Genomic DNA, 13,389 nt, shown 5'->3' on the forward strand with positions numbered 1-13,389 from the left:
AATGTTACAATACCCTTAAATAAAATTTTAAAGGGTATTGTATATAATATTAATAGTTTAGAATCAAACCCCCTGATCAATCATCGCATCTGCAACTTTTCTAAAACCTGCTATATTAGCACCTAAAACTAAGTTGGTAGGTTCTGCAAATTCTTTGGCAGTCTGGGAAGAAATACTAAAGATATTTTCCATAATATTATGAAGTTTTTTGTCCACTGTTTCAAAATCCCAAGGATGCATACTTGCATTTTGAGACATTTCCAATCCACTGACTGCAACTCCCCCAGCATTTGCAGCCTTTGCAGGTCCATAACAAATCTTAGCTCTCAAGAATAAATCAAGTGCCTCTAAAGTTGAAGGCATATTAGCACCCTCACTAACACATTTACAACCATTTTGCAATAAAGTTTTAGCATCTTTTCCATTGAGTTCATTTTCTGTTGCACTTGGGAATGCAGCAAAACAAGGAATGCTCCAGACTGCATTAGTATCTTCTTTGTAATCACCAACTTTAATATATTTGGCATTGGTTCTAAATTTAATATATTCTTCTAAGCTGACTCGTTTTATTTCTTTGAGTTCTTTCAATAAAGCAACATCAATACCAGCCTCATCATAAATCATTCCCTTTGAATCACTCACAGTGACAGGTTTAGCACCCAAATGATAAAGTTTTTCTACTGTATAAATCGCTACATTACCACTTCCAGAAATTGTACAAATCTTTCCTGCAAGGGTTTCTCCACGTTCTTTTAACATTTCTTCTGCAAAATAAACACATCCATATCCTGTAGCTTCTGGTCTCATCAAACTCCCACCCCAATCAAATCGTTTTCCTGTCAATGCTCCTTCAAAACGATTAGTCAATTTTCTATATTGTCCAAACAAATAACCAATCTCTCTTCCGCCAACTCCAATATCTCCTGCAGGAATATCTGTATAAGGACCAATATGACGATAAAGTTCATTCATAAAAGCCTGACAAAATCGCATCACTTCACCATCGCTTTTATTTTTTGGATCAAAATCACTCCCACCCTTTCCCCCACCAAGATGAAGCGTAGTCAAAGAATTTTTAAAAACCTGTTCAAAACCCAAAAATTTGATAATCCCTGCATTCACACTAGGATGAAATCTCAGACCGCCTTTATAAGGACCAATAGCAGCATTAAACTCAATCCTATAGCCTTGATTGACTTGGATTTTACCTACATCATTTACCCAGTTAACACGAAAATAAATTTCCCTATCAGGTATTACCAACCGCTCTAAAATAGCACTTTCTTGATATTTTTTGTCTTTCTTTATGACCAAAGCTAATGAGGTAAAAACTTCTTGGACTGCCTGATGGAATTCTTTTTGGTCAGGATATTTGAGTTTAACTTTTTCAATCACATTTTCTACATACATTAAAGATCCTTATTTTAGTTTTTGAACTCATTTAAGGTTTTATTCTATCCTAACAAAAATAAACCCTCATGATAATCATAAAAAAATCATTATTTTTTAATACTTGTAATTTATGGTCAAATCCTGAGAGATTTTATAAAATTTTTTAATCATATTTTAGAATATCTTATTCCTAATATTGAACTGAATTTTATTTTTAACTATACAATATTTTTGTAGAATTCTTTCATATCAAACATAACCTAAAGGCTTGAAATGGATTCTTATGAATACAGCGAATTACTCAAAGAATTAAAAAATAAATGTGAAAACATTACCAAAATCATCAAGCCTGATAAACTAAATACAAGACTCCAAGAAATTGAACAAGCCCAACAAAATCCAGAGTTTTGGAATGATGCAAAAAAAGCTGGTGAAATAAATAAAGAAAAAGTAAAAATCCAACGACTCCTACAAACTTACAACAATGCAAAATCATCAATAGATGATGCTTGTGAACTTTTTGAGCTTGCTTCAATGGATAATGATACCAATACTTTAGAACTGCTTTTTATAGAAGGTCATTCATTGGAATCAAGCATAAAAAAAGTAGAAATAGAAGTAATGCTAAGCAGTGAAAATGATGGAGCAAATGCAATCGTTACTATACAGCCAGGTGCTGGAGGAACAGAGAGTCAAGATTGGGGGAGTATATTGTATCGAATGTATTTAAGATGGGCTGAACGCAGAGGGTTTAAAACTGAGATTTTAGACTATCAAGATGGAGAAGAAGCGGGTATCAAAGGAGTTGCTTTTTTAATAAAAGGTGAAAATGCTTATGGCTATATGAAAAGCGAAAATGGTGTCCATCGCCTCGTTCGGATTTCTCCTTTTGATGCAAATGCAAAGCGACATACTAGTTTTGCAAGCGTGCAAGTAAGTCCTGAGGTTGATGATGATATTGATATTGTGATTGAAGAAAAAGACTTGAGGATTGATACCTATCGTGCAAGCGGTGCAGGAGGTCAACATGTGAACAAAACTGAATCTGCAATCCGTATCACACATTTGCCAAGTGGAATTGTTGTCCAATGTCAAAATGACAGGAGTCAACATAAAAACAAAGCCACTGCACTCAAAATGCTAAAATCCAAACTCTATGAACTAGAACTAGAAAAACAAAACACTGCAAACTCAAGTGAAGAAAAAAGCGAAATTGGATGGGGACATCAAATCAGAAGTTATGTACTTGCTCCTTATCAACAAGTAAAAGATGCAAGGAGTAATCTAGCCTATAGCAATGTAGAAGCAATCCTTGATGGCGATATTGATGATATTATTGAAGGGGTATTAGTATCAAAATCTTAATATTTAATCTAAAATATACTAAAAAAACTTTATAATGATTAAGATAAATTCCTTATAAGGAGAATCAATGACTCAAGAAGAACTAGACGCACTCATAATGTCTGGAGATTTAGACGATAGCACAGATATCAAAAAAAACATACAAGAACATATTACAGAGCAAAATCAAGATTCAAATACTGATTTTATGGATGCCAAAAATTACAAAATAGAAGCAGGGAAAAAATGGCCTCCCCCACCCCCTACTGATGAACACAAAGTTGTTCATCAACTTGATGATGTTACAAAAGATTCTGAAGTCAAAGCTACCCAGATATTTGATCAACTTGACTATATAAACCATCAATCAGACAATATCATCAAAGCCTCAAAAGAAATCAAAGATTACCTTGAAAAACATCAAGAAATTTTTGAAAAATTATCTAAAAAATTCCCTCAAGTCGATACATTTCAAACTTCTTTGGAAGAAACCACTGCAATACTCAAAACATTAAAATCTATTGATGAGAGTGCCAATGATTGTCTTGATTCATCAATGCAAGCTATGGATATAATGCAATTTCAAGATATACATCGACAAAAAATTGAACGTGTCATCAATGTAATGAGGGCTTTAACTCAATATATGAATTCACTTTTTGAAGGAAAGATTGATGATGATAAAAGAGCTAGTTCAGCAACCTATATAGCCGGCGATAGCAAAGATGATTTAGCCAATGAAGATGATATTGAAGCACTCATTGCCTCATTTGGCAAAAAATAATGCCTCAAATAGCACCAAAAAAAGTTCAATTATTATCCCCTGCAGGCAATCTTACTAAACTTAAAATTGCATTAAATTATGGAGCAGATGCTGTTTATGGCGGAGTAAGCCATTTTTCACTTAGAAACCGTGCAAGCAAAGAATTTGATATAAAAAGTTTCAAAGAAGGGATTGATTATGCACATTCATTGAATAAAAAAGTATTTGTTACTATCAATGGCTTTCCCTTTAATTCTCAACTCAAACTCCTTGAAACCCATATACAAAAAATGGCTGAACTCAATCCAGATGCCTTTATCATTGCTACTCCAGGTGTTGTAAAACTCAGTAAAAAAATTGCCCCTCATATCCCTATACACCTATCCACTCAAGCAAATGTATTGAATGTATTAGATGCAGAGGTCTTTTATGAAATGGGGGTAAAAAGAATCGTTGCTGCAAGAGAACTAAGTCTGAGCGATGCTGCACAAATCAAAAAACATATCCCGGATTTAGAACTTGAAATTTTTGTACACGGGAGTATGTGTTTTGCATTTTCTGGAAGATGTCTGATTTCTGCCTTACAAAATGGTAGAGTCCCTAATCGTGGCAGTTGTGCGAATGATTGTAGATTTGACTATGAGTATTATGTCAAAAATCCCGACAATGGCGTAATGATGAGACTTGAAGAGGAAGAAGGAGTAGGGACGCATATCTTCAATGCTAAAGATTTAAATCTCTCTAGCCATATTGCAGAAATTCTTGATTCTGGTGTTATTGATGCACTAAAAATAGAAGGACGAACTAAATCTACTTACTATGCAGGTATAACAACAAGAACATATAAAATGGCTATTGATGATTATTATAACAACGAACAAAGACCTCAAATCTATCAATTTGAACTCCAAACACTTAAAAATCGTGGTTTTACAGATGGCTACCTCATCAGACGTCCATTTGAACGACTTGATACGCAAAATCATTCCACAGCTATAAGTGAAGGGGATTATCAAGTCAATGGAGAAGTTGATGAAAGTGGAGAATATTTTTTATGCAAATACACAACTAAAATAGGAAAAGCTTATGAAATAATTGCTCCAGCTCATATAAAAATTGAACCTTTTAATAATGATACAGGCAAAATATATCAATACAATGATAGGTATTATCTGATTTTGAATAAAATCATCCTCAAAGATAATAAAGAACTAGAAGAAATTCATAGTGGCAACATCAATCCTGTTAAACTCCCAAAAAAACTACCTCCATATAGTTTTTTAAGGATAAAAGCAAATCAATAAGGAGTTCAATTTGGAATTCATATCAATCATCATGGGTAGCAAAACCGACTGGACAATCATGAGTGAATGCACAGAAATTTTAAAACAATTTGATGTCAAATACGAAGTTATCATTAGTTCAGCTCACAGGACACCTCAAAGGACAAAAGAATATGTCGCCGAAGCAGAAAAAAAAGGAGTTCAAGTCTTTATCGCTGCAGCAGGTATGGCTGCCCACCTAGCAGGAGCTATCGCTTCTCAAACTTGCAAACCTGTAATTGGCGTACCACTTACAGGAGGTGCTCTTGATGGACTTGATGCATTATTATCTACAGTACAAATGCCTGCAGGAATGCCTGTAGGCACACTTGCAATAGGCAAAGCTGGAGCTATCAATGCCGCTTATATGGCTATACAAATCCTTAGCCTTAAAAACAATGATCTCTATCAAAAGCTCTTAGAAGATCGCATCCAAAAAGCTAAAAAAATCCAATCAGATTCACAATCCATAGAAATTAAAATCTCAAATCCATCATGAAAGAATAGGAATGGAAAATAAAAAAAATACTGATACTGTCTGGATGGGACTCAAAGAATTTGTGCAACTTAGCGGACTAGAAGAAGAAAAAGTTCTAAAATTGATAGAAGAAGGAACTATTGAGAGCAAAAAAAATAATGATATTTTACTCATTGAAGCCACAAGTGCTACAGATGCTATCATCAAACGGACTGAAAATAATCTAGTCTCTGCAGATATGTCAAATAAAAATTTAGATCCTATATTTGTAGAAAAAACCATCAATACAATTTTAGGCTTGCACGACAAAGTTATAGCAGCTAAAAATGAAACCATTTCTGCTTATAAAAATGAAAATTTATTCTTAAAAGATGCAATTATATCCACACAAGAAGTCTATGAAGATGACAAAAAAACCATTGATACGTTACGCGAAGAGCTAAAAAAAGCTTCAGAAGAAATTGAATTCATAAAAAGAAAATATCGTTTGATGTGGGGAAAAGTCTCTTCCCTTAGCCATAACATTCAAAATGACGAAATAAATTTGAAATGAAAATAAAAAAAGAATGTTTTACCTGCCTCAAAAATCAATCAGTTCAGGTAATGGATCTGACTCACCAATCCCCAACCATCAAAGAAAAAACTTCCCAAGCCATCAGTTCATTCATCACAACTATTCAAAACATTACTACACCTCCACCACAAACTGCCATTGATATTTATGGAATAATCGCTTCAATCACACAAAATTCAGATATTTATAAAAATATCAAATCTCAATGTATTCAAAAAGCCAAAAAAATCACCAATACCCTCAAAAATAATAAACCAATCTTCAAAAGCCCTATAAATGAATTAGAATGGGGTATAAAGATTGCTGCATTAGGGAACGTTATAGATTATGGGAGTGAAAGTGCTTTTAACATCAATAGCTATTGTTTCAATTTAGATCAACTAGATTTTATTGTTTTTGACATAGATGAATTCACCAAGCAACTCAAAAATGCAAAAACCCTAGTATATATTGCAGACAATGCTGGAGAAAATCTCTTTGATGAAATATTCATAGAAATACTCAAAAATCAATACCCACTCTTGCATATTTATTATTTTGTCAGAGGCACTCCAATCATCAATGACATCACTTTGAAAGATTTACAAACCCATCCTGAATGCCAAAAGATATTTGATATTTCTGAAGTAATTGATAGTGGGGTTAAAAGTCCGGGCTTTATCAAAGAAATAGCTAGTACAAAAGCTCAAAATTTATACGACAATGCAGATATTGTTTTAGCTAAAGGAATGGGCAATTTTGAATGCCTTGAAGATAAAAATGACCCACGTATATTCCTACTATTTAAAATCAAATGCAATGTTGTAGCTAAATATCTCAAACAACCTTTAGGAAAAATGATATTTAAAAAATTAAATTAAATTTACATATAAATAAGTATATATACTACTTAAATAAAATATTTCATTGCAATCTATACAGATAACTTGTTATATCCTTCAAAAACCATTGTATAAAATTTTATACAACCACTTTGAAACCAATTCATATAAAATATCACCATAACAAAATATCTTAACGAACAAGGAGATTTTATGCCCGTTTCAAGACGAGATATGCTTAAGGGATCAGCAAGTGCAGCAGCCCTTAGCATGTTAGGATCATCACCTCTGAATGCAGTAGGAGTATTTAAAAAAACAGAGATGATACCACATGCTACGCATTTTGGACCATTTATAGCCAAAGTTGAAGATGGAATCATCAAAGACATCATCCCCCAAAAAACTGATGTCAATCCCTCTATCATGATAAAAGCAATGATTGATCGTGTCTATTCTGACACTAGAGTAAAATACCCTTGTGTGAGAAAAAGCTACCTAGAAGGCAAAAGGAACAATAAATCCAAACGTGGCAAAGAAGAATTTGTGCGAGTAAGTTGGGAGACTGCTTTGGATATAGTAGGAAAAAAACTAAAAGAAATCCCTAGAGAAAATATTTACAATGGCAGTTATGGAGGTTGGGGACATGTAGGCAGACTCCATAATTCTAATATTGTTGCAGGTAGATTTTTTAACACTACCTTAGGAGGAGCTGTAGGAACAGATGGTGAATACAGCAATGGAGCTGCAGGCAGAGTTAATCCTACCATTATGGGAGATATGGAGGTCTATTCACTCCAAACATCGCACGAAGAAATGATAGCTAATTGTAAAGTTTATGTTATGTGGGGAACAGACTTATTCAAATGCAATCGCATTGATTATGTAGTACCCAATCATGTCAATGACAGCTATTATCCCAAATACAAAAAAGCTGGGATTAAATTCATCTCCATTGACCCTATCTATACAGAAACTGCCCAAATGTTTGGTGCAGAATGGATAAAAATCCGACCCAATACAGATGTCGCCTTAATGCTTGGAATGATGAATTATCTTTATAATTCTGGTAAATATGACAAAAAATTTATCCAAACCTACACGGATGGATTTGATAAATTTTTACCCTATCTATTGGGAAAAGGTGAAGACAAAACACCAAAAACACCCCAATGGGCTGCAAACATCACAGAAATCCCTGCAAACAAAATCAAAGAACTTGCCGATCTCTTTGTCTCAACACGAACTTTTCTAGCTGGTAATTGGGCAATGCAAAGAGCACAACATGGCGAACAAGCTGATTGGACACTCATCGCATTAGCAAGCATGATAGGACAAATTGGACTTCCTGGAGGTGGATTTGGTTTTTCTATGCATTACGGTGGTGGTGGGCAAGCCAATTCTGGTTATCGGACCACTCCAGGACTATCACAAGGGAGAAACAGAGTCGAAAATGCGATCCCAGCCTCAAGGATTTCTGAAGCGATTTTAAATCCTGGTAAAGAAATCAATTTCAAAGGCAAAAAAATCAAATTCCCAAAAATTGATATGGTTTATGTATGCGGTGCTTCTTTATTAGGTCATCATCCCAATACCAATGAACTCATAGAAGCTCTCAGGAGCGTAGATACAGTCGTTGTTCATGAACCTTGGTGGACTCCCCTGGCAAAAATGGCTGATATTGTTTTTCCTTCAACTTGCACATTGGAACGTGATGATATTACATCAGGAGGCACCTACTCAAGGAATGTAATTTATGCAATGAAAAAAGTTATTGAACCTGTTTATGAGTCAAAAGATGATTTTGAAATCTTTAGACTCCTAGCCTTGAAACTTGGTGGAGAAAAAGTCGAAAAACGTTACACAGGTGGCAAAACCTACTTAGAATGGATCAAAGGTTTTTATGAAAAAAGTGATGGCTCTGCCTTCAAAGAATTTGATGATTTCTGGAAAGATGGCTATGTAGAATTTGACATACCCCAAGAAGCAAGAAAATATGTCCGTCACGCTGAATTTCGAGCAGATCCCATAGCTAATAAATTAGCCACAGAGAGTGGTAAAATCCAAATATATTCTGAAAAATTTGCCTCTTACAATCTCCCAGATTTCAAAGGATATCCAACTTGGTTTGAACCAGCTGAATGGCTAGGTGCCAAAGAAAGTAAAAAATACCCTTTTCATCTCGTTTCTCCACATCCAAGATATCGTGTCCATTCACAGCTTGACAACACTTGGGTGAGAGATATTTATAAGATACAAGGTAGAGAACCTGTCATGATAAACACTAAAGATGCTCAAAACCTCAATATCAAACATGGTGAAATTGTCGAAGTATATAATGACAGAGGTAGACTCCTTGCAGGAGCTTTTGTGACTGACAATATCCGATCAGGAGTAGTAGCCATCCAAGAAGGTGCATGGTATGATCCCCAAGATACTCAAGAAAAAAATCCAAGATGCAATGCAGGGCATGTAAATGTCCTTACTTCTTCTCGCCCTACCAGCCAAATGGCACAAGCTACTTCAGTCAACACTGCCCTTGTTGGTATAAAAAAATTAGCCAAAAACGAAGTCATCAAACCTTATAAATCTATATCAGTCCCAGATATCACAGGAGCATAAAATGAAAAAAATTCTACTTTTATCTTTGGCATTCCTAAGCACTTTTTTATGGGCAGAAACTCTTTATGTGATGGATAATACTAATGCTTATGATAAAGAAGGTAAAGAAATCATAGGTACTATCGCAAGAGGCACCCCGGGTGAAAAAATTGGCGAAACAAATGGAAAAATAATCATTAAAGTCAAAGGTTATCTTAAAGATGGTGACAAAAAAACCCTCTATGGTACAAAAAACCTTCAACTACCTTTCATACAACTCAAAACTGGTGAAATAGATTCTGATTCAATTGAAATTTCATTGCCAAAAAATGAACTCAATCCCGATCAATCTCAAGCTTGGGCTGATGCAGAATTTTTATACTATGACACTTGCTCAATGTGCCATGCAGCACACGCACCAAAAGAACACAATATGATGGAATGGGATGGTCTATTCACTACAATGAGAGCATTCGCGATGCCTACAGACAAAGAAGCTGATATTATTATTCAATACCTCAAAGCACATGCAACTGATGGTTATGCCACAGATGATGAATAAAATATCAAGCCTAATTTCAATCCTCAAGATTATTTTTTAATTTTTTCAAAAGTATTTGATAATACTTTTGAAAAAATTCCTTCTAGTTTCTTTTCTAATTTTACTCCCCTACTCTAATGAATTTAAATAATATATTAGGCAATCTTTATAATTTTTATCCATTTTTTGATAAGCTTCAGCACAAAAACTTTCTTTTCATATTCATATCATAATCTATTGGGGTTTTTGATATTGTAAAAATATTTTAAAATCTTGAAATCTAAATTGAGAGGATTTTCTTTTCGTGTTCTAAAAGCCATTGTTTAATATCTAAGCCACCTGCATAACCGACCAATTTTCCATTATTGCCTATTACACGATGACAAGGGACAATGATAAAAATAGGATTTTTTGCATTTGCCCCACCAACAGCACGACAATAATTTATAGAACCAATTTTTAAAGCCAGCTCCTTATAACTCCAAGTCTGTGCAAATTTAATCTGAAGAAGAGTTTGCCAAACTTTTATCTGAAAAGGAGTGCCTTGCAGATCTAGTGGCAAATCAAATGAAAAAAGCTTTCCATTGAAATATTTTTCTAAACTATCAGCACAATCAAATGCTAGAGCATTTGGTTTTTCTTCGCAATGTTTTTTATCTACAAAAGATATGGATTTTATCCCAATATCATTACAACTAATATGAATATAAGGATGTTTTAACCCTAAGGGTGCTGGCATAAAATAATCATACAATCCAACCATCTTTTTCATTTACAATCCCATTTTACCGGGATTTAAGATATTATTGGGATCAAATGCTTTTTTGATATTCCTAAAAAGCTCCATTTCAGAAGACGTGAAAGCCAGAGGCATAAAAGGTGCTTTTGAAAGACCTATGCCATGCTCTCCACTCAAAGTGCCTTCTAACCCAACTGTGATTTTAAAAATCTCTTCAATGGCTTGATAGCCCTTTTCAAGCTGTGTTTTATCGTCTGGATTGGGTACCATTACATTTGTATGGACATTTCCATCTCCAGTATGTCCAAAACAAGGGATTTTAAAGCCATATTTTTTACTAACTTCAGAAATTTTTTCTAAAAGATCAGGCAGCCTTGATCGTGGGACTGTAATATCTTCGTTGAGCTTTTTTTTGCCATAAATGGTAATGCTTTGGGATGCATTGCGTCTAGCAAACCATAAATCTGCCTCTTCTTGCTCATTTTGAGCTACCTTAAAATGAATACAACCATTTTCTTGAAATCTTTCTTCAATCCTTTGAAGCTGCCAAGAAATTTGCTCTAAGATATCTCCATCTACTTGAGTGATGAGTATAGCACCTGCCTCAACAGGCAAACCTTTATGAAATCTCTCTTCGACAGCTTTTATCGTAAGGTTATCTAAAAACTCCATTGCTACTGGGACTATACCACTTGACATTGTTTTGTAAACAGCATTCATCGCACTTTGGATATCAGGGAAAACTCCCATTGCAGATTTTTTGAGTTTAGGCTTGGCAATGAGCTTTAAAGTGATTTCAGTTATCACTGCTAAACTCCCTTCGCTCGCTATCAAGATACCAGCAATGTTATAACCTGCGACATCTTTGATTGTTTTTTTGCCTGCTCGTATGATATCACCATTGGGCAATACTGCACGCAATGCCATCACATAATCTTTGGTGATACCATACTTAGCAGCACGCATACCACCAGCATTTTCACTCACATTCCCACCTAATGTGCTGTATTCTTGACTAGCAGGATCTGGAGGATAAAATAAACCTATTTTTTCAACCTCTTCTTGAAAATGTTTGTTGACCACACCGGGCTGGACTCTGGCTATCAAGTTTTTTTCATCAATCTCTAAAATCTGATTGAAATATTTTTCCATAGCCAAGATGACTCCACCTCTAACAGGTAATGCCCCTCCAGTAAAACCACTCCCCGCACCACGTGCTATTACAGATATTTTATGCTCATTACAAAATTTCAATACCCCTGATACTGTCTCTTCATCTTTAGGGTATACAATACATTCAGGCTCATAATGCTCCCTTGTAGCATCATAAGAATAAGCAAGCAAATGGGCTTTGTCATCATAAAAATTATCTTCACCGACAATTCCTTTGAGCACGCTAGAATGGAATGCTTGTAGCATTATGGTTCCTTTTTTGGTCTGCTTTTTTTAGGGTTTTCTTCTTTTGGGCTTGCTTGATTATTTTGCACTAAGGCATCATAATATTGAAAATACTGCTTGGATTTCTTACTATAAAAGAGACTTGCTAGGCTACCTGTTTTGACTTCTTCCAAACGAGAGAAAAAAGGAGCACTTGTTTTGCTAACTTTTGAGGTATCAAAAGCAAAAGTATCTAAAGTCGCTAAAGTTTCACAATCCAAAACATTGATTCCATTACTAGCCACTACATATAGCAAACCCACACTATAAACTTCACAAGCTTTCCTTAAAAATTTTGGCTTTGGATCAAACCCTCCATAATCATTCAAATACCCCATCAATAAATCTGAACTCATAAAAGTAGTATCTTTGATTTGAGACTTTATCTTTTCATAAGTAGTCGAATCAGGTGCTATCAAAAAAGCTTTATTGTTTAAGTCTCTAAAAACTGCCATATCGCCAACCTTAGGTTCTAAACGGGGTGTGGGCAAATATTTTTGTTTCATCCTATCAAAAGGAGAAAATTCTGCTACTGCAACTCCATTATCAATAGATATTATCTGAAGTTTCGCAGAAATAGCACTATAATCAGCAAGTTTCACAAGGACAAAACCACTTTCTCCGACCTTCAGGTCATAGGCTGGGAAACTAATGGTTTTTTTATCTTTATTGACTTCTTGGATATTGACCCTTAGAGGTTCGTTCAACCAGCTAGCTTGAGCTTGAACACAAACAATACTCACAAAAACTATAATATTTAAAAATCTTTTCAACACTTAAAATCCTTTAAATTTATCTATATACCATTTGAAAGCATAGCCAAGACCACTGGTTTTGGCTATAGAATCATCATCAATAAAAGCTTGTGCTTGATTGATTGGCAAAAACAAAACTTCTATACATTCATCATCAATACCTCCGCCCTCATTGACTTTATCCTTTTGGCAAATCGTAGCAAAAAATATGGTTTGCTTGCTACCACTTATACCTGTAGAGCTATAAAAACTAGCTATTTTTTCTAACTTTTGAGGCTGTATTTGATATCCACACTCTTCAAAAACTTCTTCAATAGCTATCTGTTCAAGGGATTTTTCAGCCTTATCAACCAAACCCGCACACAATTCATAAGTATAGCCATCGTTATTGTTGAGATAAACAGCAGGACGAAACTGCCTAACTACCAAAAAACTATCAAAATCTTTATGATACAAGAGGATTGAAACACTATCAAGAGAGCTGATAATATCCCAAGTCTTTTTCTTGCCATTTTCTTTATAAGACATACGTTTTGATTGGATATAAAGTGAATTTGTGCATTTTTCAAAACCAATAGAGTCAAAATCAACTTTTGATTTGACTTCAGAAAAATATTGCATTTAC

The 13,389-nt window shown here is 34.6% G+C and carries 13 protein-coding genes; 8 read left to right on the forward strand and 5 right to left on the reverse strand.

Features of this window, described 5'->3' with window-relative positions; all coding sequences use genetic code 11:
• Positions 1-63 precede the first annotated feature (63 nt).
• Positions 64-1,410 (reverse strand): NADP-specific glutamate dehydrogenase, encoded by a 1,347-nt coding sequence (gdhA, locus tag BKH44_RS01025; RefSeq protein WP_095269221.1) that lies wholly within the window; start codon positions 1,408-1,410, stop codon positions 64-66.
• A 255-nt stretch (positions 1,411-1,665) separates the two neighbouring features.
• On the opposite strand from gdhA, the gene prfB reads away from it, so the two are divergent.
• From prfB to BKH44_RS01065, 8 genes are all read left to right on the forward strand, one after another.
• On the forward strand, positions 1,666-2,757 hold the full coding sequence (gene prfB, locus BKH44_RS01030; protein WP_095269222.1) for a peptide chain release factor 2: 1,092 nt from the start codon (positions 1,666-1,668) through the stop codon (positions 2,755-2,757).
• Positions 2,758-2,824: 67 nt separating this feature from the next.
• Positions 2,825-3,520, forward strand: coding sequence for a chemotaxis protein (locus BKH44_RS01035; RefSeq protein WP_095269223.1), 696 nt, complete (start codon positions 2,825-2,827; stop codon positions 3,518-3,520).
• Entirely contained in the window at positions 3,520-4,803 is a 1,284-nt protein-coding gene (locus BKH44_RS01040) for a peptidase U32 family protein (RefSeq protein ID WP_095269224.1), read from the forward strand. Before BKH44_RS01035 ends, BKH44_RS01040 begins: the two co-directional genes overlap by 1 nt.
• 10 nt (positions 4,804-4,813) lie before the next feature.
• Positions 4,814-5,320 (forward strand): 5-(carboxyamino)imidazole ribonucleotide mutase, encoded by a 507-nt coding sequence (gene purE, locus BKH44_RS01045; protein ID WP_095269225.1) that lies wholly within the window; start codon positions 4,814-4,816, stop codon positions 5,318-5,320.
• Positions 5,321-5,330: 10 nt separating this feature from the next.
• The gene (locus BKH44_RS01050) at positions 5,331-5,852 is read left to right on the forward strand and encodes a DUF3972 domain-containing protein (protein ID WP_095269227.1); all 522 of its coding nucleotides are present in this window, start codon (positions 5,331-5,333) and stop codon (positions 5,850-5,852) included.
• Positions 5,849-6,733: an ARMT1-like domain-containing protein gene (locus BKH44_RS01055; protein ID WP_095269229.1), complete on the forward strand. Its 885-nt coding sequence runs from the start codon at positions 5,849-5,851 to the stop codon at positions 6,731-6,733. Before BKH44_RS01050 ends, BKH44_RS01055 begins: the two co-directional genes overlap by 4 nt.
• Before the next feature lie 174 nt (positions 6,734-6,907).
• The gene (locus BKH44_RS01060) at positions 6,908-9,313 is read left to right on the forward strand and encodes a molybdopterin guanine dinucleotide-containing S/N-oxide reductase (RefSeq protein WP_095269231.1); all 2,406 of its coding nucleotides are present in this window, start codon (positions 6,908-6,910) and stop codon (positions 9,311-9,313) included.
• Position 9,314: 1 nt separating this feature from the next.
• On the forward strand, positions 9,315-9,854 hold the full coding sequence (locus BKH44_RS01065; RefSeq protein ID WP_095269233.1) for a hypothetical protein: 540 nt from the start codon (positions 9,315-9,317) through the stop codon (positions 9,852-9,854).
• Positions 9,855-10,113: 259 nt separating this feature from the next.
• Here BKH44_RS01065 and BKH44_RS01070 read toward each other — a convergent pair whose 3' ends face one another.
• Genes BKH44_RS01070 through BKH44_RS01085 form a run of 4 tightly spaced genes read right to left on the reverse strand, consistent with a single transcriptional unit; the run spans position 10,114 to position 13,385 of the window.
• On the reverse strand, positions 10,114-10,605 hold the full coding sequence (locus BKH44_RS01070) for a methylated-DNA--[protein]-cysteine S-methyltransferase (RefSeq protein ID WP_219349877.1): 492 nt from the start codon (positions 10,603-10,605) through the stop codon (positions 10,114-10,116).
• On the reverse strand, positions 10,606-11,991 hold the full coding sequence (locus BKH44_RS01075; protein WP_095269234.1) for an FAD-linked oxidase C-terminal domain-containing protein: 1,386 nt from the start codon (positions 11,989-11,991) through the stop codon (positions 10,606-10,608).
• Complete coding sequence (locus tag BKH44_RS01080) at positions 11,991-12,785, reverse strand: plasminogen-binding N-terminal domain-containing protein (protein ID WP_095269236.1); 795 nt, start codon at positions 12,783-12,785, stop codon at positions 11,991-11,993. Before BKH44_RS01080 ends, BKH44_RS01075 begins: the two co-directional genes overlap by 1 nt.
• Entirely contained in the window at positions 12,786-13,385 is a 600-nt protein-coding gene (locus tag BKH44_RS01085) for an NUDIX domain-containing protein (protein WP_095269237.1), read from the reverse strand. It lies immediately after the preceding gene.
• Positions 13,386-13,389: the final 4 nt, after the last annotated feature.

The sequence above is a fragment of the Helicobacter sp. 13S00477-4 genome (assembly GCF_002272785.1).
Taxonomy (GTDB): Bacteria; Campylobacterota; Campylobacteria; order Campylobacterales; family Helicobacteraceae; genus Helicobacter_J.